Raw genomic sequence first — 21,587 nt, forward strand, 5'->3', positions numbered from 1 at the left:
AAACGAGGAGCAGGCATGACCGTCAGCGGACGGATCGTCACCCCCGGCGGCGTCGTCGAGGGCACGCTGAGCATCGACGGCGACCGCATCAGCACCGTCGCGCCCGACGCATCGGCCGCCGACCGGTGGATCCTGCCCGGGTTCGTGGACATTCACACCCACGGCGGCGGCGGGCACACGTTCACCACCGGCGACGCCGCCTCCGCACGTGGTGCGGCCGCGTTCCACCTGCGCCACGGCACGACCACGCTGCTGGCCAGCCTGGTCTCGTCGCCGTTCGCGCTGATGCGGGACGCGGTGCTCGCGTATGCGCCGCTGGTCGCCGAGGGCGTGCTGGCCGGCGTGCACTTCGAGGGGCCGTACCTGTCGCACGCGCGCTGCGGCGCGCAGAACCCCGAGTTCCTGCGCGACCCGTCGCTCGACGAGCTGACCGAGCTGATCAAGCTGGCCGACGGCACGCTGCGCATGGTCACCATCGCCCCGGAGCGGCCCGGCGCGCTGGACGCGATCCGGCTGCTCGCCGAGCACGGCGTGGTGGCCGCGGTCGGTCACACCGACGGGTCGTACGCCGAGGTCAACGCCGCGATCGAGGCGGGCGCGACGGTCGCCACGCACCTGTTCAACGGCATGCGCCCGGTGCACCACCGGGAGCCGGGGCCGATCGTGGCGCTGCTGGACGCCCCGTCGGTGGTGTGCGAGCTGGTCGCCGACGGCGTACACCTGCACGACGGCACGCTGCTGTTCGCCGCGCACGCGGCCGGACCCGCACGGGCCGCGCTGATCACCGACGCGATGGACGCCGCCGGTATGGCCGACGGCGAGTACGACCTCGGCGGCCAGGCCGTGATCGTGGCCGACCGGGTCGCCCGGCTGGCCCGGGACGGCAGCATCGCGGGCAGCACCCTGACCATGGACGCCGCGGTGCGCCAGGCGCTCGGCGCGGGACTGTCCATGGCCGACGTGGCGGCGATGGCGGCGACCACGCCCGCCCGCGCGGTCGGCCTCGGCGACCAGGTCGGCGCGCTGCGCCCCGGCCTGCGCGCCGACCTCGTGGAACTGGACTCCGAGCTGCGGGTCGTCCGCGTGATGAAGTCGGGAGAGTGGATCCGATGACCCTGGTCTCCACCGGGAAGCTGGTCGCCGAGGCGGCCGCGACGCGCACCGGCGTGGCCGCGTTCAACGTCATCACTCTGGAGCACGCCGAGGCGATCACCGCTGGTGCCGCCGCCGCGGGCCGCCCGGTGATCCTCCAGATCAGCGAGAACGCCGTGAAGTTCCACGGCGGGCAGCTCGGCCCGCTGGCCGCCGCCGCCCGCGCGGTAGCCGAGCTGGCCGCGGTCGACGTCGCCCTGCACCTGGACCACGTCGAGTCGGCCGCGCTGCTGCACCAGGCCCCCGACCACGGCTTCTCCTCGGTCATGTTCGACGCCTCGACCCTCCCCTACGCCGACAACGTCGCCGCCACGAAGGCCGCCGCCGAGTTCTGCCACGAGCACGGCCTCTGGCTGGAGAGCGAGCTGGGCACCGTCGGCGGCAAGGACGGCGCCCCGCCGCTGGGCGCCCACGCCCCCGGCGCCCGCACCGACCCCGCCGAGGCAGCCGCCTACGTCGCCGAGACCGGCGTCGACGCCCTCGCCGTCGCGGTCGGCTCCTCCCACGCCATGACCACGCGCGACGCCGCCCTCGACCACGACCTGATCGCGGCCCTCAAGACCGCCGTCCCCGTCCCGCTGGTCCTGCACGGCTCCTCGGGCGTCGGCGACGCCGAACTCCGCCGCGCCGTCACCGGCGGCCTCGTCAAAATCAACATCGGCACCGCCCTCAACATCGCCTTCACCGCCGCGGTCCGCGACACGCTGGCCGCCGACGCCAAGCTGGTCGACCCCCGCAAATACCTCAAGCCCGCCCGCCAGGCCATGTCCGACACCGTCCGCCACTTCCTCACCCTGCTCTGACCACCGCGCCCCGCTCTGCGGCGCCGATCTTGCGTGAACTGTGGGGATGACACACTCCAAACCGACAAATGGGCAACACTTCGCGCAAGATCAACGTGATCTTGCGCGGGTACGGCTGGTGCGGGTCGCGACTCTGCGCGACGAGCGTCTCGACGCGCACGGGGTGACGGTGCTGTTGGTCCGCGATGACCTCGTGGATCCGGAGTTGCCGGGCAACAAGTGGCGCAAGCTCAAGTACAACCTGGTGGCGGCGCGGGAGCACGGGTTCGGGACGCTGCTGACGTTCGGCGGGGCCTACTCCAACCACCTCCGCGCGGTCGCCGCGGCAGGTCGCCGCTTCGGCTTCCAGACCATCGGGGTGGTACGCGGGGAGGAGCACCTGCCGCTCAACCCGTCCCTGGCGTACGCCGCCGCGCAGGGCATGACGCTCAAGTACCTCGACCGCGAGACCTACCGCCGCAAGCACACGCCCACGGTCCTCGCGCAGCTCGAACGTGAGTGGGGCGCGTGCTATGTGATTCCCGAGGGCGGCAGCAACGCGCTCGCAGTGAAGGGCTGCGCCGAGCTGCCCGCCGAGATCGGCACGGACTTCGACGTGATCTGCTGCCCGGTCGGCACCGGCGGCACGCTCGCGGGCCTGGCCGCCGGGCTGTCGAGCGGGCGGCGCGCACTCGGCATCGCCGTGCTCAAAGGCGCGGGCTTCCTCGCCGACGAGGTCCGCGAGCTGCAACGCCAAGCCCTCGGCGCTCCGACGGACAACTGGAGCATCGACCTCGACCACCACTACGGCGGCTACGCCAAGCGCACCCCGGACCTCGACGCCTTCGTCGCCGACTTCGAGATCCGGCACGGCATCGCGCTCGACCCGATCTACACCGGCAAGCTGCTCGCGGGCCTGTACGACCTGATCGCGCAGAGCGCCTTCCCCGCCGGCACGCGGCTGGCCGTCGTCGTCACCGGTACCGCACCAGCGCTGGCGCTCTGAGCGGTCAGCCCTTGCGGCGGTGGATCACGTAGGCGAGCACGCCGAGGCCGAGCATCCCGGCTCCGGCGAGCACGGTCGGCTCGGGCAGCGTCATCGCGAGCACGATGCAGCCGACCAGCCCGAGCGCCGCGACGGCGCGCAGGTGGCGCGGGCCGCCCAGGGTCCACGCGGCCGCGTTCGTGATCGCGTAGTAGGTCAGCACCGCGACGCTGGAGAAGCCGATCGCGCCGCGTACGTCCGCGGCCAGCACTACCACGATGATCACCACGGCGACGGTCAGCTCGGCCAGCCACGGCGTGGCGTACGCCTGATGCACCGCCGCCAGCCGTTCCGGCAGGTCGGCGCGGCGGGCCATGGCCAGCACGGTGCGCCCGACCCCGGCGAGCAGGCTCAGCAGCACCCCGCACACCGCGATCCCGGCCCCGACCCGCACCGCCGGCGCGAACTGCGGCAGCCCGGCGGCGCTCACCATGTCGGCGAGCGGCGCGGCGGACCGGGCCAGCGCCGGCATGCCGAGCACGTTCAGGCAGGTCACGGCGACGGCGAAGTACACCACCAGCACGATCCCGAGCGCGACGGGCACCGCGCGCGGGATGGTCCGGGCCGGGTCGCGCACCTCCTCGCCCAGCGTGGCGATGCGGGCGTACCCGGCGAACGCGAAGAACAGCAGCCCGGCCGCGCCGAACGGCCCGGCAGGCCCGGCCGCGCCCGCCTCGGGCGCACCCCCGCCGGCCAGCCCCGCGACGACGGCCGTGGCGAGCACCGCCAGCGTCACCGCGACCAGGATCCGGGTGGCCAGGGCGGTCTTGGTCACGCCACGGATGTTGACCGCGGTCAGCACGACGACGGCCGCCACCGCGAGCACCCGGGCCTGCTCCGGCCACAGGTAGTAGCCGATGGTCAGCGCCATCGCCGCGCAGCTCGCGGTCTTGCCGATGACGAACGCCCATCCCGCGAGGAACCCGGTGAACGCGCCCAGCCGCTCCCGCCCGTACACGTACGTGCCGCCGGACTCCGGGTAGCGGGCGGCCAGCCGCGCCGAACTGGCCGCGTTGCACGCCGCCACGAACGCCGCGATACCGAGTCCGAGCAGCAGCGCACCGGCGGTCCCGGCGGCGGCCGCGGCGGGCCCCCACACCACGAACACGCCCGCGCCCAGCATCGCGCCCAGCCCGATGACCACGGCGTCCCCGAACCCCAGCCGCCGCGCCAACGTCGAGATCACGCCCGCAGGCTAGCCCGCCCCATACGAAGAAAGGAAGGGCACCTTCTTAACGCTATGTGTATAGGAAGGGCACCTTCTTAACCCCGACCCCGCACCCAGGCACTCTCCCCAAACCGCCCACCTCGCCGCGCCCACCACGTCAGCGCGCCATCCGCGCCGCAGTTTCGGGGAAACTGCACGAATCCGTGGCCACGTTCCCGCAGTTTCCCCGAAACTGCGGCCCACACGCGCGGCCCGGAAAGGCGCGGTCAGCGGCGGGGCGGGAGGATCGCGTCCCAGTCGACGCGGTGGATGAGGCGGTCGAGGAGCAGGCCGAGCGCGAGCGCGGCGATGCCGTCGGTGAGCCAGTGGTGCGACAGGTACGTCGTCGTGCAGAGCACGATCACCGGCGGCGCGACCCGCATCCAGCGCACCAGCGTGGGCGACAGCCGGAACAGCCGCGAGGCCAGGATGACGATGACGCCCCACCAGACGATGGCGTTGACCACGTGCCCGGACGGGTACGAGTTCGAGTAGTTCACCGCGAGCGGGTTGAAGAACTCGACCGCGTTGGGCAGGGCGCTGCTCGGCGCGTCCCGGTGCGTCCACAGCTTCAGCGGCCCGATGGTGAGGTACGTCAGCAGGAACCCCGTCACCCCGGGCAGCAGCACCCGCAGGTCCCGGGTGCGGATCAGCAGGGTCAGCGTCAGCCCACCGGTGAGGATCCACATCACCAGCCAGCCCTGGCCGAGGTAGTTCAGCAACCGGGCGGGCCAGTAGGCCCACTCCGGCCGGTGCGCCTCCACCCACGCGCTCACGCCGAGATCGAGGCTCGCCGTGACCCCGCGCGCCGCGAGCGCGGTGACCAGCGCCAGCACCGCGAGCAGCGCGGCGTCCCACCACCAGCTGTCGAAGCGGCTCAGCCGCCGGGTCGGAATCCGCACCGGCCCACTATGCCTGACCGGGGGCGCGACGGCCCGCGCCCTTCACCCGTTCTCCACAGCGCTCAGCGCAGCTCGGCGAGCTTCTTGCTGATCAGCTCCATGCGTACCCCCGAGTTGGGGCAGCCGCCGAAGTGGTGCAGCGCGATGACCTTGTTCGTCTTGCGGGACAGCACCGGCGAGCCGGACGAGCCGCCCTCGGTGTCGCAGTAGTAGGAGATGTCGGTGTCGTCGGCGTACCCGTCGTAGGAGTTGCTCTCCACCGCGCAGTTGCCGGCCCGGTCCCGGTCGCTGCTGACCGCGACCATCGCGGGCGCCCCGGCGGGGTGCTGCGGGATGTACAGCTCCTCGCCCTTGTCCGGGCGGCGCAGGTCCAGCTCCAGGTAGCCGAACTTCTCCACCAGCGCGAAGTCGGTCACCGAGAACAGGCTGAAGTCGAGGGTGCGGTCGGTGGTGATCAGCTCGCTCAGCCACACCTTGGTGGGCCGGAACACCTCGTAGCCGCCGCACTCGGCGCACTGGTAGTTGAACCACACCTCGACGTCGGCGGTCTCGTTCTTGTCGGCGACGCAGTGGTTGTTGGTGAGCAGCAGGTTCTTCGGGCCGACCCGCCAGGCGGTGCACAGCTCGACGCCGCCGATGAGCATCCGGGCGACCGCCTTGGAGCGCCGGTAGACCACCGGGTCCGAGCTGCGGTAACAGACCGCGTCGGCCTTCTGGTCGGAGCCGCAGATGCTCTCCTCCCGCCCGCCGGTGGCGGCCGCGCGCTTTTCCTTCCGGTACGCCGCGGAGGCCGCGCCGCGCTCCGCCTCGGTGTACCCCCGGCTGATCTTGTCGATCACCACGCCGAGCTGTGCCACCGTGCTGCTCAGCCCGAGCAGGTCCAGGTTGCCGCTGTGCAGCTCGACGACCGCCGTGTCGCCGGTGACGGACATGGCCCAGCGGCCCGCGCCGCCGAGCACCGTGCCGACCGGGTCGCCGTCGATGCGGTGCACCTCGGCGCGCTTCGGGTCGCTGACCGTCAGGTAGTCGCCGGGCAGCAGCAGGAGCTGCGCGAAGTGCACCTTGACGTACTCGGCGCCGGGGTGGCGCAGGGTCGCGGTGCGGTCGGCGCCCAGGTAGCCGAGCACGGCGTGCGCCGCCTCGACCCGGCCCGCCTCGGCCCGTCCCGGCTTGCGCACGGTGCCGTCGGGCTTGGCGGCGGTCTCGGCCGTCGCGGCCCGCTCCCCGGTGCCGACCGCGGCCGGTGCGGCACCCTGCAAGGCGGTCGCGAGCTCGTAATTCCCGGCCGGCGCGGACGCGGGCGCGGGGGTCCGGTCGCCGAGCACCGCGGCACCCGCCGTGGTGGCCAGTGCGAGTGCGGCAGAGATTCCCATCACCAGCGCGACCGTACGGCGCATGCGACCAGCCTCCTGATCAATCCTGGACAAGCTCCCTACGTGCAACGACGCAACACTGTGGCCGGTGCCTCGGCCGAAAAGGGGATGCCGGGCCCGCTGGCGCGAATCCGTAGGCTGTTCGCGTGCGGATCACCTCTGCCCTCGTCGACCCTGCCCTGCTCGACCTCCCCTGGTCCACGCCGCTGGAAGAGTGGCCTGCCGACCATCTCGTCGCGCTGCCCCAGGGCATCTCCCGGCACGTCGTCCGCTTCGTGAAGCTCCAGGGCACCGTGTACGCGGTGAAGGAGACCCGCGAGAAGATCGCCGAGCGGGAGTACGACCTGCTCCGCGCGCTGGAACGGATCGACGCCCCGGCCGTCGAGGCGGTCGCGATCGTCGCCGACCGCGTCGCCGCCGACGGGGAGCACCTGGAGCCGGTGCTGGTAACCCGGCACCTCCAGTTCTCCCTGCCGTACCGGGCGCTGTTCTCCCACACGCTGCGCCCCGAGACGATGAACCGGCTGCTGGACGCGCTCGCCGCGCTGCTGGTGCGCATGCACCTGCTCGGCTTCTTCTGGGGCGACTGCTCGCTGTCCAACACCCTGTTCCGCCGCGACGCGGGCGCCTTCGCGGCGTACCTGGTCGACGCGGAGACCGGCCAGCTGCACCTGCGGCTGTCCCCCGGCCAGCGCAGCGAGGACCTGGAGATCGCGCGCGTCAACATCTTCGGCGAGGCGCTCGACCTGCAGGCAGCGGGCCTGCTGCACGAGGGCATCGACCCGGAGCACGTCTCCGACGAGGTGGTGCGCCGCTACGAGGTGCTCTGGCACGAGCTGACCCACGAGCAGGAGGTCGAGGCCGACACCCGGCGCCAGATGGACAAGCGCATCCGCCGCCTCAACGAGCTGGGCTTCGACGTCGAGGAGGTGTCGATGTCGGTCGTCGAGGAGGGCGGCCACCGCAGCATCATGCTGCGCCCGAAGGTCGTCGACGCCGGTCACCACACCCGCCGCCTGCTCCGCCTCACCGGCCTCGACGCCGAGGAGAACCAGGCCCGCGCCCTGCTCAACGACCTGGACGCGTACCGGGCCGAGTCCGAGGACCTGCCCGACGAGGCCCAGGCCGCGCACCGCTGGCTGACCGAGGTGTTCGCGCCGGTGATCCGGGCCGTGCCGCCGCACCTGCGCGGCAAGCTGGAGCCGCCGGAGCTGTTCGTGCAGATCATCGAGCACCGCTGGGCGCTGAGCGAGACCGCCGGACGCGACGTGGGCCTCGCCCCGGCCGTGCAGTCGTTCCTCAGCACGGTGCTGGTGCACCGGCCCGACGAGCAGGCGGTGCTCGGCTTCGACCCCGACGACGACCTCGACCCCGACCTGATCCCCGACGAGGACGCCGACCTGGACCCGGTGTAACCCGTCCGGGCGCTGGGCGATCGGTAAAACTGCAGGTAGCGTGGCCGCCCGGTCCGGGCGCGCCTTCCCCTGGGGCGCGGGTAACCCCGCCGGGCCGCAGGCAGCGAAGGGATCGCGACGATGCGATCACGCAGGCGCCGGGCCACTCCTGCCCGGCTCACCGCCCAGCGTGCCGGGACCCTGTCCCGCCGCCCGCTGCCCGGCTGGCTGCGTTCCCTGCTGGTGCTCGGCGTGGGCGTCGCCGCCGCGCTCACCCTGGCCGCGCCCGGCAACGCGCAGACCCCGCCCGACGTGGCCGCGACCCATACCATCCAGACCCTGACCAGCGGCGACCTCGCCGCGGTCCCGGCGGACTTCCCCAGAGTCATGGGGTATGCCCCCCGCACCGCGCACCTGGCCGACGGCTCGGTACGCGTGATCAACCCGAAGGGCTCCTGCTCGGTGCCCGGCGAGGGCCGCCCGTTCGACTTCGCGGTGCCCTGCCAGGCCCACGACTTCGGCTACGACCTGCTGCGCTACGCCGAGCGCCGGGGCGCGCCGCTGGACGCCTCCGCTCGCGCCGCGATCGACACGCTGCTCGACCACGACCTGCGCGTGCAGTGCCGGGCGGACTCGGCCCCGGCCAGCTGCGACGCGACCGTGGCGCTGTTCGCGGCGGGGGTCGGCTTCAACTCCTGGCGGCAGGTGTCCGGGCCGCCGGTGGACACCTCCGGGCTGCCGCGCACCGCCGGCCTGGTGCTGCTGACCCTGACCGGCGGCGGCTGCGTCGTCACGGCGCGGCGGCGCCTGCTCCCTCGGCGATCGGGTCCACGTCGTCTCCGGTTCCGGCTGCCTGGCGCATCAGCCGGCTGAGCCCGTCCCGGGTGGCCACGACCGTGATCCGGTCGCGCGCCTTGAGGGTCCGGTTGGGCGCGGGCCGCCACAGCGGGCGCGGCTCGCCGAACTCGGCCAGCGCGATGGCGCGCACCGCACCGGCCGCGTCGACGACCGCGACGCGCTGCCCGTCCAGCGCCGAGCCGGGACCGACCACGACCTCCGCGACCAGCAGCACCCGCCGCTCGACCGAGATGGTGCCGATCACCTCGCGTTCCATCAGCGCCTCCGCGAACGCCGGCGCGGCCAGATACGACACGCTCCGGGTGAACCGGATGCTGAACGTCTTGCGCACCCGCGCGGCCAGGTCGCCGTCGAACAGCCGGACCAGCACCCGCAGCTGCGGCTTGAGGTTGCGGCCGTGCAGCGCCGCCTCCAGGTTGATGACGTCGTTGCTGGCCAGCGTCATCAGCGCGCGGCAGTCCTGCACGTGCGCCGAGCGCAGCGTGCTCTCCCGGCTGGCGTCGCCGATGATCAGCGGGATGCCCAGCTCGCGGGCCAGCGGCACGCCGCGCGCCTGCTCGTTGACGTCGATCGCGACCAGCGGCACGTCCCGGTCGTAGAGCAGGCGCAGCACCCGGGTGCCCACGTTGCCGAGCCCGACGAGCACCACGTGATCGGCCTCGGGCAGGCTCAGCCGGCCCTGCGCCACCGCGAGGCGCGCGTTGACCAGGCCCTCGACCACCATCGCGGTGACCAGCGGCACCAGCGCCACACCCGCCAGCGACACCATGAGCTGGAGCACCTGCTGCCAGCCGGGCAGGTCGGCGTTGAGCTGCGGGCCGCCGAGCGCGTTGACGAGCACGACGTACACCCCGTCCCAGAAGGAGTGCACCTCCTCGGCCTGCGTACGCGCGAAGGCGAAGCCCGCCCCGACGAGGATCAGCAGCACGACCGCCACCGCGATGCGGAACTGCCGCGAGACCAGGGTCCGGGCGGTGTCCACGACCGCCGACAGGCGCCAGCGCCGGGCGCTGCGCTGCACGGTGCGCGCGACCGATACCACGGTCTCCTCCACCGAGGAGGTCACCCGCGCCTCGGCCAGCACCAGATCCGCCCGGCCCGGGTCGGCGGGCAGCAGGTCGGGCGCGGTGCCGCCGGTGGTCGTGTCCACCAGCCCGCACACCACGTCGTCGGGGGCCACCTCGGCCCGCCGCGCCACCACCAGCGTGCGGCCGCCGACCGGCAGCGGGGCCGCGTTGACCTCGTCCAGCGCGAGCGCCACCAGGGCCGGTGAGGCGATCTCCGCGTCGGACAGCACCCGGGCGTTGCCGAGCAGCTCCTCGATGCCCCGGCCGAGGTGTGAGTTGTACATCCGGACCACCAGGCGCAGCCCCGGCACCAGCTCGCGGGCCTGCAGCGCGACGTGGATGTTGCCGACGTCGTCCTGCACGGCCAGCGCCAGCCCCAGCGCCGTGGCCAGGTCGGCCTTGACCAGGGCACGCTCGTCGACCCGGTCCACGACCACCACGCGCACCCGCGGCAGCTCGGCGAAGTCGCGCGCGTCGCGCTTCTGGTCGGGCGTCATCAGCACCACGACGTCCACGCCGTAGCGGGTGGTCAGCTGCTCGGCCAGCCGATACGCCAGGCCGTCCGCGCCGTTGACGACGAAGTGGTTGTTGCGGGCACGGCGGAGGTTGGCCACTACCGAGGAGGGGGTGAGCACGCCCGGATGCTATCGACCGCGCACCACTCGAACCACCCCTGAGGGATCGTCGTACGTGCCTTTCCCGCGACGATATGCCCCATTTGGTCGTTGCTCCTTCCGACGAATGCACCAAACAGCGCCCTGCTCCAACGGGCGCCCCGGTCAGCAATCGAATGGATGGACATGAACAAGTGGTTCTACCGTGCCGTCGGCGCCGTAGGCGTGGCGAGCGGCGTCATGCTTCTGGGCAATGGCGTCGCGCACGCTGAAGGTAACGCCTCGGCCAAGCCGACCGCCGATCCCCAGGCCATGCGAGGGCTGGTGGCCGACCTCTTCTCCCCGACGGGCGGCCTGCACGACCTGGGCCTGTCGCTGGACACGCCCGACACCCGCGTGAGCGCCGGCCTCGTCGCCGACGGCCCGCTCAGCATCACCCGCGGCGCGGGCAACGTCGGCATCACCGCGCACGCGCCCGGCATCCAGGACATCTCCCTGGCCGGCAAGCTCCCGCGCCTGTCCGACATGGCGCCGCGGACCAACCTGCTCAGCAGCGCGACCAGCCTGCTCACCGGCGTCACCGCGGAAACCGGCCGCGTGGAGGCGCTGCCCCTGCCCGGCCTCGACATGCTGTCCAGCGGCCCGCTCGGCGGCCTGCTCGGCGGCACCCCCGGCGGCAGTCCCATCGCGGGCCTCAGCAACGGCCCGCTCGGCGGCCTCGCCAACGGCCTGGTCGGCGCCGACGGCAACGGCACCGTCGGCGGCCTGACCAGTGGCCTGCTCGGCGGCGACGCCAGCCCGCTCGGCGGCCTCACCGGCGGCCTCACCGGCGGCGACAGCCCGCTCGGCGCCCTCGGTGGCCTGACCGGCGGCGACAGCCCGCTCGGCGCCCTGGGTGGCCTGACCGGCGGCCTCACCGGCGGCGACAAGGGCGCGAGCCCGCTCAGCGGTCTCACCGACGGCCTCACCGGTGGTCTGACCGGCGGCCTGGCCGGCGAGCGCAACAACGCGCCCGCCCCCGCCCCGCGCCCGCTGGGCGACATCAGCCAGGACCACTTCGGCGACTGGCTGGACACCCCCGGCGACCTGCCCGTCGACCAGGTCATGCGGCAGGCCGTCATCGACCCGCTGGTGGACACCGCCGCGCTCGACCCCGCCGACGCGCTGGGCGTCACGCTCGACCCCGGCCTGTCCGCGCAGGTCGCCGACGCCACCTCGCAGATCGTGCCGGCCCTCATCGCCGACGCGATGGGCAAGAACAGCTCCATCGACGACCTGCTCGGCGCCACCGACATCGGCGCCACCGAGGCGGCCGGACCGGCCGAGGGCCTGCCCATCGTCGACAAGCTGCCGCTCGTCGGCGACGTGCTCGGCAACGGCGGCCCGCTGGACGGCGTCCTCGTCGTCGGCGACATCGCCAAGCAGCTCCCCGGCGTACGCGACGTCGTCAACGGCAAGCTCGGCCTCGACACCGTGACCAAGCTGCCCATCGTCGGCGGCATGCTCAGCAGCGGCATCGTGCAGGGCGGCAAGCCCGGCAGCTCGCTGCCCATCGTCGGCTCCGTCCCGATCGTCGGCGACGCCCTCGGCAAGGTCACCGGCAACCTGTCCGGCGGCCTGAACCCCGGCCGCGGCGCCAACCTGCTCAACCGCGAGCCCGTCGTCGGCACCGCGATGCCGGTCGCCCAGACGCTGCCCGCGCCCGCCATGGTCGCCGCCCAGCCGCACGTCGGCCGCCACCGCGCCACCGAGCGCCCGGTCGCCGGCGAGGACGCGGAGTACACCGAGTCCGCGACCGAGGCGGCGCCGCTGCCAGGTCTGGGCGACCTGCCGCTGCTCGGCTCGCTGGCCGGCGGGGCCGGTGGCGGGCTGCCGCTGGTGGGTGACCTGCTGGGCGGGCTGCCGCTCGTCAGCAGCCTGCCGATCCTCGGCGACATGGGCACCTCGATGGAGGTCCTGCGCAACCTGCCCGTCGTCGGCACGGCCGCGGGGCTGCTTCCGCTGGGCTGATCCGCATCCGATCAAAGCTCCCGCCGCGCTGTCGGCGGGAGCTTTGATCATTTCGGGGGTTGCGGGGCTGACAGGCGGGCGCCCGGCCGCGCACAATGCGCTGCGTGGCTCCCCTCGCCGTAGGCCGCTCGCAGCGGCTCACCCCACTGCCCGCGCTCGGGCCGCTGTACCTCGTCGGGCTCGTGATCTGCGTGATCCTGTTCGTCGAGGCGATGCGGGACGGGCGGTACACCGACCCGATGCTCATCGGGCTCGTGCTGCTGGGCGGGGGTTGTTATCTCGGGGTGCAGCAGGGGGTGTACCTGGTCGGGGATCGGGTGGTGCTGCGGTTTCCGCTGGCGCGTACGGCGATCCCGTTGCGGGACGTGCGGGCGTTCACGATCCGGCACGAGGACGGGTCGCTCGGCGACAAGCGCGTGCTGTGGATCGAGCTGAACGACGGCGGCGAGTTCCGTACGCACGTCGGCGTCAGCCGCAACCTGTTCAGCCCGGCCGTGCGCGTCCCGTTCGAGAAGATGGTCGCCCTGGTCGAACACCTCGACCAGCACCGCCGCCAGGCGAGCTGAAACGGCGCCGACCAGCGGACTGACCTGCGATCTTGCGCGACCGAATGCTGGCGCGGGCTCCGTTCCACGCAGGACGGCTAGACCCGCAGGGTCGCCCCAACTGACCGGGTTGTGTGGTCCCAGTCTGCGCGCTACTCCTCCGGTACGTACACCCCACGACCCGGCGAACCCACCACCACGCCCTGGATCCGCAGGTCCCGAATGACTCGCGCGATCGTCGCCACAGACACCGGGGCGTAGATCTCGGTCAGCTGCGAGTACGAGGGCAGCCGCGAACCCGGCGGGTACTCACCGGTCTTGATCCGGGCGGCGATGTCTGCGGCGATTTCGGTCGAGCTCATCGGTACGGGCATGGCAGATCCTCGGGTTGGCGTACCCCAAGTCAAGCGCACTCACTTAGATCACCACCAGAGCATGACGCACCCCTTGATATAAGTTAGATAGGTGAGATAAGTTCTGTCGGGGTCCTCGGGTTGGCGCTTTGAGGGCCCCACGGGTGGCCGGATCGCACCCCGGCCACCCGGGCCTGAAGCCCCACCACGCTGGCCGAAGTGACGGCGCGACGGGGCTTCAGCTGGCAGCCGATGCCCAGCGGCGCGGCCTATGTCACCAACTCAGCGCGGCGACATAGGCGAGACATCACGGCAGATGCTCAGTATCGATCTTGGGTGCGCCACTCCCTCGCGCAGAACGGAGGTCGACCGGTGTCACATCCCAACCAGCAGCAGGTCGTCAACTTGTTGTCCAACCTGGAGCGGGCGGTGCCCGCAGCGCACCCCACTTGGTGCGAACGCACGCACCCTGACCACTGGCCAGTGCACTCGGCACACGTCGGCGAGATCAGCTACGGCCTCACCTTGACCCTGGCAGTGGAGATCGTCGACGTCGGACTGGGCAGCGGACCCCGAATTACGGTCGAGATGACCGACTCTCGGGACAGCGGCAGCGGCGACGTCTACGAGCTGCCTGCGCAGGCAGCCCGGGATCTGTCGATGCTGTTGGCGGCCGGCGCAGACATCCTGTCCGGCTGCACCGGCCAGCCGCTGAGGCTGGGGGCGCCGCAATGACCACATGTGGTCGGAAGTTGGCCGGGCTGCCGCGTGGGCAGGTGCGGGCGTGACCGCTGCACTCATCATCGCCGCAACACTGCACCTAATCGCGGCCGTGTTCGCCGCAGTCGCATTCGGGAGGAGCTGACATGGCCACCAAGCCGAAGCGGGTCCGCCCGCCCTGGTCGCTAGGCCCATGGTCAATGAGCTAGCGCGCCTAGCAAGCGCCGACACAGCGGCCTCCTGCTTCGGGGTGGCGGCGACCGACTTCCTTGCGAGGCAGTGGCTTCCGCCGCGTGGCGTTGGGTCAGGGTCGGCGCGCTAAAGGCTGGCGTGTCGGCCCGGTGCCCCTGGGACCCCGGCGCGGCCGCTTGCGGCCGCCTTGACCCTCGTAGAGAAAGTTTCGACAGAACTGGCGAGACTTCACTGCCATATGACGTCGCTGTCGTACGGGCGAGCCCGGCTCAGCGCTTCTTGAGTTGAGGCGTTGGAGCCGACCAGGGGACTTGAACCCCTAACCTTCCGATTACAAGTCGGGTGCGCTACCAATTGCGCCAGGCCGGCATGCACGACCTCGCCGGTCGTACCCAGCGATGGTACGCGTCCCCACGCTCCCGGCGCCTACCGGATTCCCCGGAGTTTCGTACCGATCATTGTCGTAAAGTCCGTTTCGCCTGGCAGATGCGTTCCACATGATGATCCACGGGCTTGCTGACACGCCGTGGCCGGGCTAGGTTGACGAACGCCGGGTTCGTGCATACGTATTCGGCACTTCACTTTCACTCGGATCGTCCGGCACGTTCCTGCCGGTGGAAGGACACACCCCCGTGGCTACCGTCACCTATGCGAAGGCGTCCCGGATCTACCCGGGCACCGACCGCCCCGCCGTCGACCAGCTCGACCTCCAGATCCAGGACGGCGAGTTCCTCGTCCTCGTCGGCCCGTCCGGCTGTGGCAAGTCCACCAGCCTGCGGATGCTGGCCGGCCTCGAGGACGTCGACCAGGGCGCGATCTACATCAACGACAAGGACGTCACGAACCTCCCGCCGAAGTCGCGGGACATCGCGATGGTCTTCCAGAACTACGCCCTCTACCCGCACATGACGGTGTACGAGAACATGGCGTTCGCGCTCAAGCTGCGCAAGACCCCGAAGTCGGAGATCGACGTCCGGGTCAAGAAGGCCGCGCAGATGCTGCAGCTGGAGGAGTACCTCAACCGCAAGCCGAAGGCGCTCTCCGGCGGTCAGCGCCAGCGTGTCGCGATGGGCCGCGCCATCGTGCGTGAGCCGCAGGTCTTCCTCATGGACGAGCCGCTGTCGAACCTCGACGCGAAGCTGCGTGTGCAGACCCGTTCGCAGATCGCCACGCTGCAGTCGCAGCTGGGCATCACCACGGTGTACGTCACGCACGACCAGGTCGAGGCCATGACCATGGGTCACCGGGTGGCCGTGCTGCTCGACGGTGTGCTGCAGCAGTGCGACACCCCGCGTGCCCTGTACGACAAGCCGTCGAACGTGTTCGTCGCGGGCTTCATCGGCTCGCCGGCCATGAACATCAAGACGGTCCAGCTGACCGACGCCGGCGCGGTGTTCGGCCAGATGGTGCTCCCGCTCACCCGCGAGCAGGTCGCCGCGGCGCAGGCCGAGGGCGGCAACGGCCAGGTCACCGTGGGCTTCCGCCCGGAGGACTCGGACCTGGTGGGCGCGAGCGAGGGCGGCATGCCGATCGTCGTGGACCTGGTCGAGGACCTGGGCGCGAACGCGAACGTGTACGGCCACGCCGCGATCAACGGTGGCGAGGAGCGGTTCGTGGTCTCCACGTCCCGCCAGGCCATGCCGAACCTCGGTGACACCGTGTTCGTGAAGCCGGTCGTGGGCAGCCACCACGCGTTCCACGCCGCCTCGGGTGTGCGTATCTGACGCAGGCAACAGCAACGAGGGGCGGGGCCGAATGGTCCCGCCCCTTCTTCGTGTACGCGTGCCGATCTTCGCCTTGCCGTGCGGAACCGGGTAAGGATGAAGCCATGACGGAGTATCGAGTCGAGCACGACACGATGGGCGAGGTGCACGTGCCCGCCGACGCGCTGTGGGGCGCGCAGACCCAGCGTGCGATCGAGAACTTCCCGGTGTCGGGTACGCCTCTGCCGTACTCCCTGATCATCGCCTTGGCGCAGATCAAGGAGGCGGCGGCGGAGGCGAACGCGGCCACCGGGACGCTGGACAGCGAGACGGCGGGCGCGATCGCGTCGGCGGCGCGGCAGGTCGCCGACGGCGACTTCGCGGCGCACTTCCCGGTGGACGTGTTCCAGACCGGGTCGGGCACCTCGACGAACATGAACATGAACGAGGTGCTGGCGCGCCTGGCGGGGCAGCGGCTGGGCCGCCCGGTGCACCCGAACGACCAGGTGAACGCGTCGCAGTCCAGCAACGACGTGTTCCCCTCGGCGATCCACCTGGCGGCGCTGCGGCTGGTGGCGCACGACCTGCGCCCGGCGCTGCTGGAGCTGGAGGACGCGCTGGCGGTGAAGTCGGAGGAGTTCGCGCACGTGGTGAAGTCCGGGCGGACGCACCTGATGGACGCGACGCCGGTGACCCTGGGCCAGGAATTCTCCGGGTACGCCCACCAGGTGCACCGGGCCGCCGAGCGCATCGCCTCGGCGCTGCCGCACGTGGCCGAGCTGCCGCTGGGCGGCACGGCGGTGGGCACCGGCGTGAACGCGAGCGCCGCGTTCCGGCGCGAGGTCTACCGCCGCCTGGCCGCGAACACGGGGCTGCCGGTGGCCGAGGCGGAGAACCACTTCGAGGCGCACGGGGCCCGGGACGCGCTGGTGGAGCTGTCCGGGCAGCTGCGGGTGGCCGCCGTCAGCCTGTACAAGATCGCCAATGACGTCCGCTGGATGGGCTCCGGGCCCCGCGCGGGCCTGTCCGAGCTGCGCATCCCCGACCTGCAGCCCGGCTCGTCGATCATGCCGGGCAAGGTGAACCCGGTGATCTGCGAGTCGGTGCGCCAGGTGTGCGCGCAGATCATGGGCAACGACGCGGCCGTCGCCTTCGCGGGCTCGCAGGGCGACTTCGAGCTCAACGTGATGCTGCCGCTGATCGCCCGCAACCTGCTGGAGTCGATCACGCTGCTGGCGGGCGCGAGCCGGCTGTTCGCGCGCCGCTGCGTCGTCGGGCTGAAGGCGAACGAGGAGGTCGCCCGCCTGTACGCGGAGGGCTCCCCGTCGATCGTCACGCCGCTGAACCGGCACATCGGTTACGAGGAGGCGGCTGCCGTGGCGAAGCAGGCGCTCGCGGAGAACAAGACGATCCGCCAGGTCGTCGTCGAGCGCGGCCACGTCGACGCGGGCAAGCTCACCGAGCAGGAGCTGGACGCGGCCCTGGACGTGCTCGCGATGACCCGCCAGCCCGACTGACCCGATGATCAAGGCTCCCGCCATGCCACTGGAACGGCATGGCGGGAGCCTTGATCGGCAGAACTAGGCCGTCGCGCGGCGGCGGGCCACCTCGGCGAGGGCAACCGCGGCCGCGACGGAGGCGTTGAGCGACTCCACCTCGGACACGATCGGGATGCTCACCCGCAGGTCACAGGTCTGCCCGACGAGGCGGCCGAGGCCGCGGCCCTCCGAGCCGACGACCACGACCAGCGGGCCGACCGCGGCCTCCAGCTGGTAGAGGTCGGTCTCGCCGTCCGCGTCCAGGCCGACCACCACGAAGCCCTCGGCCTGGGCCTGCTTGAGCGCCCGGGTCAGGTTGGTCACCTGGGCGACGGGCAGCCGGGCCGCGGCGCCCGCGCTGGTGCGCCAGGCGGTCGCGGTGATGCCCGCGGCGCGGCGCTCCGGCACGAAGATGCCCTGCGCGCCGAACGCGGCCGCGGACCGGATGACCGCGCCGAGGTTGCGCGGGTCGGTGACCCCGTCGAGCGCGACGAGCAGCGGCTCCGGGTGCTCGGCCGCGGCGGCCAGCAGGTCCTCGAAGCTCTCGTACGCGAACGGCGGCACCTGGATGCCGACGCCCTGGTGCAGCACGCCGCCGGTGAGCCGGTCCAGCTCGGCCCGGGTGATCTCCAGGATCGGGATGCCGCGGTCGCCCGCGGTGCGCACGATCTCGGTGATCCGCTCGTCGATGTCGATGCCCTGCGCGAGGTAGAGCGCGGTGGCCGGCACGTGCGCGCGCAGCGCCTCGACCACCGGGTTGCGGCCGACGAGCAGCTCCGGCGCGTCCTTGGGGGTGAGCGACTTGCGGCCGGGCGCGACCCGCGGGCCCATCCGCGTCGCGGCGCCGCGCGCGGCCTGGGTGCGCCTGGTCGGCGCGCCCTTGCCGGTGCCGCCCTTGCCCCAGGTGGTGTCCTTGGTGCCCGGCTTGCCGATCTTCGGGGCGCGCCCCTCGGCGGCCGCCGCCTTGCGCTCCTTGTCCTGCTTCCAGGCGGTCTTCGACGGCAGCTTCTCGGTGCCCGAATACCCCTTGTGCCAGGGTCGCTCGTCGGCGGGCAGGGTCTTGCCGCGGCCCTTGAGGGTGTCCTTGCCCTTGCCGCCCGTCCCCTTGGTCGCGGTCTTCTTGCTGACCTGGCGAATGTTGCGGCGTTGCGAGTTGCCCGGCATTACAGTTCACTTCCGATCGTCCAGCGTGGACCGTGCGGGGTGTCCTCCACCACGACTCCGGCCTGTTTGAGCTGGTCGCGCACGGCGTCCGCGGCGGCCCAGTCCTTGCGTGCCCGAGCAGCGGTGCGCTGCTCCAGGGCCAGTGCCACCAGCGCGTCCACCGTGCCGCGCAGCCCCTCGCCACCCTTGCCCGACGCCCACACGGGGTCGAGCGGGTCGAGGCCGAGCACGCCGAGCATCGCCCGTACGCTGCCCAGCGCCCCGGCAGTGGCCTTGTCCTCTCCGGCGGCCAGCGCCGTGTTGCCCTCGCGCACCACCTCGTGCAGCGCGGCGAGCGCGGCGGAGGTGTTGAGGTCGTCGTTCATCGCCTCGGCGAACTCGGCGCACATCGCCCCCGGCTCTACCACGCCGACGATCTCGACGGCCCGCTGCACGAAACCCTCGATGCGGCGGTACGCCGTGGCGGCCTCCTCCAGCGCCTGCCAGCTGAAGTCGATGCGCGCCCGGTAGTGCGGGGCGAGCAGGTAGTAGCGCAGGTCGGCGGGGCGGATGCCGCGCTCGGTGACCGCGTCGAGGTCGATCACGTTGCCCAGCGACTTGCTCATCTTGGCCTCGCCGAGGTTGAGCAGGCCGTGGTGCACCCAGAACCGGGCGAACGGCAGCCCGGCGGCGCGCGACTGCGCCTGCTCGTTCTCGTGGTGCGGGAAGACCAGGTCGAGGCCGCCGCCGTGGATGTCGAACTCGGCGCCCAGGTAGCGCTTGGCCATGGCGGAGCACTCGATGTGCCAGCCGGGCCGGCCGCGTCCCCACGGCGAGGGCCACTCGGCGTCGTCCGGCTCCTCGGCCTTGGCGCCCTTCCACAGCGCGAAGTCGCGCGGGTTGCGCTTGGCCCGCTCCGGCCCGTCGGCGGCGGCCTGCATCTCGTCCGGCTTCTGCCCGGACAGGGCGCCGTACTCGGCGAACGAGCCGACGGCGAAGTAGACGTCACCACTGCCGTCGTTGCTCGGGTACGCGTTGCCGCGCTCGATCAGCTCGGTGATCATCTCGTGCATCTCGGGCACGTGCCCGGTGGCGCGCGGCTCGTACGTCGGCGGCAGCACGTTCAGCGCCCGGTAGGTCGCGGCGAGCGTCACCTCGTTGGCGTACGCGATCGACCAGAACGGGCGACCCTGTTCCAGCGACTTGGCGAGGATCTTGTCGTCGATGTCCGTGATGTTGCGCACGAACACCACGTCCAGGCCCGCGTGCAGCAGCCAGCGCCGCAGCACGTCGTAGTTGACGCCCGAGCGCAGGTGGCCGATGTGCGGGCCGGACTGGACGGTGAGACCACACAGGTACACGGAGGCCTGACCGGGAACGCGCGGCACGAAGTCGCGCACCTGTCTGGTCGCGGTGTCAAAGAGTCTCAACGTCACCGGACAAGGATAGTCAATGGGAGCGCCGTATTTATCACCGCGCCCGCCGGTCACCCGGCGAGGCTCGTCACCGCGTCGGGCAGCTCGTCCAGCGAGCCGATCACCACGTCCGCGCGGACCGGCCCGGCGGCGGGGGCGCCCGCCCGGTTCAGCCACACGGTACGCAGGCCCGCGCCCGCAGCGCCGGCCACGTCGTGCTCGTAGTTGTCGCCGACGTACACCACCTCGTGCGGCTGGGCCTGCGCCGCGGCCAGCACCGCCTCGAAGAACCCGCGGGCCGGCTTCTTCGGCACGCCTCCCCGCAGCGCGTAGATCTCGAACGCGAACCGGCCGCCCAGCCCGCACCGGTGCGCCTCGCTGTTGGCGTTCGTGGCGTACCCGAGCCGGTAGTCGCGGCTCAGCTTGTCCAGCACCGCCGTCGCCCCCTCGAACGGCCGCGAGTGCGCGAACCGCACCTCGAAGAACAGCTCCAGCCACCGGTCCAGCTCGTGCTCGCGGCCCGCACGAGCCAGCGTGTACCGCATCGCGGCGGCCCGGATCTCCCGCGCGTCGCGGTCGGCGAGCGAGATCCAGTGATCGTCGGCGTCGGCGTGGAACAGCTCCAGGGTCAGCGCCGGGTCGGCCACCGCGGCGGTGACCGCGCTCAGTCCGGCCGTGACGGCGGTGTGGATGTCCACCAGGGTGTCGTCGGCGTCGAAGGCGACAGTCGTGATCATCGGTACACGTTAGCGGAACCGCAGGTCACAGCCCTGCAACGTCACCCACCGGGGTGACCGCGTCTCATGTCGCGAGACGGGCGAGCGCCTCCGGCAGGTGCGCCAGGCGGTCGATCACGGCATCCGGCACCACCGCGCCCGGCACCTCGCGGCCCGCGCGGTTCACCCACACCGTGCGCATCCCCGCCGCGGCGGGCGCCTCGACGTCATGCCGGTAGTTGTCGCCGACGTACACCACCTCGTGCGGGTCCACCCCCGCCGCCTCCAGCACCGCCGCGAAGAACGCCGGGGACGGCTTCTTCGGCAGGCCGTTCTGGTGCGCGTACAGCTCGAACGCGAACTCCCCGCCCAGCCCGCACCGCTCCGCGATCGAGTTGCCGTTCGTGGCGTACCCCAGGACGTACGAGGAACGCAGCTCGGCCAGCATCGCCAGCGCGTCGGGGAACGGCCGGGTCTCCCGGAACCGCGCCGCGAAGAACGCCTCCACCTGCGTGTCCAGGTGATGCTCCAGGCCGAACCGGGCCAGCGAGCGCCGCAGCGCCTCCCTGCGGATGTGCGGCACCGGCGCGTCCGGATCCTCGGCGAACACGGAGTTCCAGTCATCACGCAGATGATCGCGGCTCAGCTCCGCCGCCGGATCGATGCCCCGCACCTCGGCCCGCACCACCTCCAGCGCCGCCTCGATCGCCGGCCGCAGGTCCAGCAGGGTCTCATCCGCATCGAACGCCACCGCCCTGATCACCCCGCCACTGTATCCGGGCAAGGAAGGGCACCTTCTTAACGCTATCCGTAGAGGAAGGGCACCTTCTTAACGTGGCGCCGAGCCGGGCGCCGCTT

At 72.1% G+C, this 21,587-nt stretch carries 19 protein-coding genes and 1 tRNA gene; 10 read left to right on the plus strand and 10 right to left on the minus strand.

Annotation, left to right across the window (positions count from 1 at the left end; all coding sequences use genetic code 11):
* Nucleotides 1-15: 15 nt before the first annotated feature.
* From nagA to Cba03nite_RS35050, 3 genes are all read left to right on the plus strand, one after another.
* On the plus strand, nt 16-1,113 hold the full coding sequence (gene nagA, locus Cba03nite_RS35040) for an N-acetylglucosamine-6-phosphate deacetylase (protein WP_203756003.1): 1,098 nt from the start codon (nt 16-18) through the stop codon (nt 1,111-1,113).
* Entirely contained in the window at nt 1,110-1,955 is an 846-nt protein-coding gene (locus tag Cba03nite_RS35045; protein ID WP_203756005.1) for a class II fructose-bisphosphate aldolase, read from the plus strand. Before nagA ends, Cba03nite_RS35045 begins: the two co-directional genes overlap by 4 nt.
* A gap of 118 nt (nt 1,956-2,073) precedes the next feature.
* The gene (locus Cba03nite_RS35050) at nt 2,074-2,940 is read left to right on the plus strand and encodes a 1-aminocyclopropane-1-carboxylate deaminase/D-cysteine desulfhydrase (protein WP_239126248.1); all 867 of its coding nucleotides are present in this window, start codon (nt 2,074-2,076) and stop codon (nt 2,938-2,940) included.
* 4 nt (nt 2,941-2,944) lie between these two features.
* Here Cba03nite_RS35050 and Cba03nite_RS35055 read toward each other — a convergent pair whose 3' ends face one another.
* The 3 genes from Cba03nite_RS35055 to Cba03nite_RS35065 all read right to left on the minus strand — a co-directional run bounded on the left by Cba03nite_RS35055 (nt 2,945) and on the right by Cba03nite_RS35065 (nt 6,461).
* On the minus strand, nt 2,945-4,162 hold the full coding sequence (locus Cba03nite_RS35055; protein ID WP_203756068.1) for an APC family permease: 1,218 nt from the start codon (nt 4,160-4,162) through the stop codon (nt 2,945-2,947).
* A 251-nt stretch (nt 4,163-4,413) separates the two neighbouring features.
* Entirely contained in the window at nt 4,414-5,088 is a 675-nt protein-coding gene (locus Cba03nite_RS35060) for a phosphatase PAP2 family protein (RefSeq protein WP_203756009.1), read from the minus strand.
* A 62-nt stretch (nt 5,089-5,150) separates the two neighbouring features.
* A complete protein-coding gene (locus Cba03nite_RS35065) occupies nt 5,151-6,461 on the minus strand; it encodes a trypsin-like serine peptidase (RefSeq protein WP_239126252.1) in 1,311 nt (436 codons plus the stop codon).
* Nucleotides 6,462-6,607: 146 nt separating this feature from the next.
* On the opposite strand from Cba03nite_RS35065, the gene Cba03nite_RS35070 reads away from it, so the two are divergent.
* Both Cba03nite_RS35070 and Cba03nite_RS35075 read left to right on the plus strand, forming a co-directional pair.
* Nucleotides 6,608-7,876 (plus strand): DUF4032 domain-containing protein, encoded by a 1,269-nt coding sequence (locus Cba03nite_RS35070; RefSeq protein ID WP_203756014.1) that lies wholly within the window; start codon nt 6,608-6,610, stop codon nt 7,874-7,876.
* 120 nt (nt 7,877-7,996) lie between these two features.
* A complete protein-coding gene (locus Cba03nite_RS35075; protein ID WP_203756016.1) occupies nt 7,997-8,728 on the plus strand; it encodes a phospholipase A2 in 732 nt (243 codons plus the stop codon).
* Here the strand turns inward: Cba03nite_RS35075 and Cba03nite_RS35080 are convergent.
* Complete coding sequence (locus Cba03nite_RS35080) at nt 8,646-10,415, minus strand: potassium channel family protein (protein ID WP_203756018.1); 1,770 nt, start codon at nt 10,413-10,415, stop codon at nt 8,646-8,648. The two genes, Cba03nite_RS35075 and Cba03nite_RS35080, sit on opposite strands and share 83 nt — an antisense overlap.
* A gap of 165 nt (nt 10,416-10,580) precedes the next feature.
* On the opposite strand from Cba03nite_RS35080, the gene Cba03nite_RS35085 reads away from it, so the two are divergent.
* Together Cba03nite_RS35085 and Cba03nite_RS35090 are read left to right on the plus strand one after the other, a co-directional pair.
* A complete protein-coding gene (locus Cba03nite_RS35085) occupies nt 10,581-12,404 on the plus strand; it encodes a hypothetical protein (RefSeq protein ID WP_203756020.1) in 1,824 nt (607 codons plus the stop codon).
* A 104-nt stretch (nt 12,405-12,508) separates the two neighbouring features.
* The gene (locus Cba03nite_RS35090) at nt 12,509-12,970 is read left to right on the plus strand and encodes a hypothetical protein (protein ID WP_203756022.1); all 462 of its coding nucleotides are present in this window, start codon (nt 12,509-12,511) and stop codon (nt 12,968-12,970) included.
* 131 nt (nt 12,971-13,101) lie between these two features.
* Here Cba03nite_RS35090 and Cba03nite_RS35095 read toward each other — a convergent pair whose 3' ends face one another.
* Nucleotides 13,102-13,311 (minus strand): winged helix-turn-helix domain-containing protein, encoded by a 210-nt coding sequence (locus tag Cba03nite_RS35095; protein WP_346113791.1) that lies wholly within the window; start codon nt 13,309-13,311, stop codon nt 13,102-13,104.
* Nucleotides 13,312-13,674: 363 nt separating this feature from the next.
* Here Cba03nite_RS35095 and Cba03nite_RS35100 point away from each other — a divergent pair, with 363 nt between their 5' ends.
* A complete protein-coding gene (locus Cba03nite_RS35100; RefSeq protein WP_203756026.1) occupies nt 13,675-14,037 on the plus strand; it encodes a hypothetical protein in 363 nt (120 codons plus the stop codon).
* 470 nt (nt 14,038-14,507) lie between these two features.
* On the opposite strand, the gene Cba03nite_RS35105 is transcribed toward Cba03nite_RS35100, so the two are convergent.
* Nucleotides 14,508-14,583, minus strand: a tRNA-Thr gene (locus Cba03nite_RS35105).
* Between the two features lie 263 nt (nt 14,584-14,846).
* Between Cba03nite_RS35105 and Cba03nite_RS35110 the strand changes: the two genes are divergently transcribed.
* Complete coding sequence (locus tag Cba03nite_RS35110) at nt 14,847-15,938, plus strand: ABC transporter ATP-binding protein (protein WP_203756028.1); 1,092 nt, start codon at nt 14,847-14,849, stop codon at nt 15,936-15,938.
* A gap of 104 nt (nt 15,939-16,042) precedes the next feature.
* Nucleotides 16,043-17,434 carry a class II fumarate hydratase gene (locus Cba03nite_RS35115; protein WP_203756030.1) on the plus strand — a complete coding sequence of 464 codons (1,392 nt, stop codon included), beginning with the start codon at nt 16,043-16,045 and terminating at the stop codon, nt 17,432-17,434.
* 63 nt (nt 17,435-17,497) lie between these two features.
* On the opposite strand, the gene rlmB is transcribed toward Cba03nite_RS35115, so the two are convergent.
* The 4 genes from rlmB to Cba03nite_RS35135 form a co-directional block, all read right to left on the minus strand.
* Nucleotides 17,498-18,619, minus strand: coding sequence for a 23S rRNA (guanosine(2251)-2'-O)-methyltransferase RlmB (gene rlmB, locus Cba03nite_RS35120; RefSeq protein WP_203756031.1), 1,122 nt, complete (start codon nt 18,617-18,619; stop codon nt 17,498-17,500).
* Nucleotides 18,619-20,034 (minus strand): cysteine--tRNA ligase, encoded by a 1,416-nt coding sequence (gene cysS, locus Cba03nite_RS35125; protein ID WP_203756032.1) that lies wholly within the window; start codon nt 20,032-20,034, stop codon nt 18,619-18,621. The genes rlmB and cysS overlap by 1 nt, the downstream gene beginning before the upstream one ends.
* Nucleotides 20,035-20,084: 50 nt before the next feature.
* Entirely contained in the window at nt 20,085-20,750 is a 666-nt protein-coding gene (locus tag Cba03nite_RS35130; protein WP_203756033.1) for an HAD family hydrolase, read from the minus strand.
* 64 nt (nt 20,751-20,814) lie between these two features.
* Nucleotides 20,815-21,492, minus strand: a complete 678-nt coding sequence (locus Cba03nite_RS35135; protein WP_203756034.1) for an HAD family hydrolase — start codon at nt 21,490-21,492, stop codon at nt 20,815-20,817.
* Between the last annotated feature and the right edge of the window lie 95 nt (nt 21,493-21,587).

The organism is Catellatospora bangladeshensis, assembly GCF_016862575.1.
GTDB lineage: Bacteria > Actinomycetota > Actinomycetes > Mycobacteriales > Micromonosporaceae > Catellatospora > Catellatospora bangladeshensis.

Bases quoted from the DNA above. Each gene is read 5' to 3' on its own strand.
- Cba03nite_RS35115 (WP_203756030.1), top strand. From the start codon at position 16,043: ATGACGGAGTATCGAGTCGAGCACGACACGATGGGCGAGGTGCACGTG.
- Cba03nite_RS35045 (WP_203756005.1), top strand. From the start codon at position 1,110: ATGACCCTGGTCTCCACCGGGAAGCTGGTCGCCGAGGCGGCCGCGACG.
- Cba03nite_RS35075 (WP_203756016.1), top strand. From the start codon at position 7,997: ATGCGATCACGCAGGCGCCGGGCCACTCCTGCCCGGCTCACCGCCCAG.
- Cba03nite_RS35065 (WP_239126252.1), bottom strand. From the start codon at position 6,461: ATGGGAATCTCTGCCGCACTCGCACTGGCCACCACGGCGGGTGCCGCG.
- Cba03nite_RS35130 (WP_203756033.1), bottom strand. From the start codon at position 20,750: ATGATCACGACTGTCGCCTTCGACGCCGACGACACCCTGGTGGACATC.
- Cba03nite_RS35085 (WP_203756020.1), top strand. From the start codon at position 10,581: ATGAACAAGTGGTTCTACCGTGCCGTCGGCGCCGTAGGCGTGGCGAGC.
- Cba03nite_RS35095 (WP_346113791.1), bottom strand. From the start codon at position 13,311: ATGAGCTCGACCGAAATCGCCGCAGACATCGCCGCCCGGATCAAGACC.
- rlmB (WP_203756031.1), bottom strand. From the start codon at position 18,619: ATGCCGGGCAACTCGCAACGCCGCAACATTCGCCAGGTCAGCAAGAAG.
- nagA (WP_203756003.1), top strand. From the start codon at position 16: ATGACCGTCAGCGGACGGATCGTCACCCCCGGCGGCGTCGTCGAGGGC.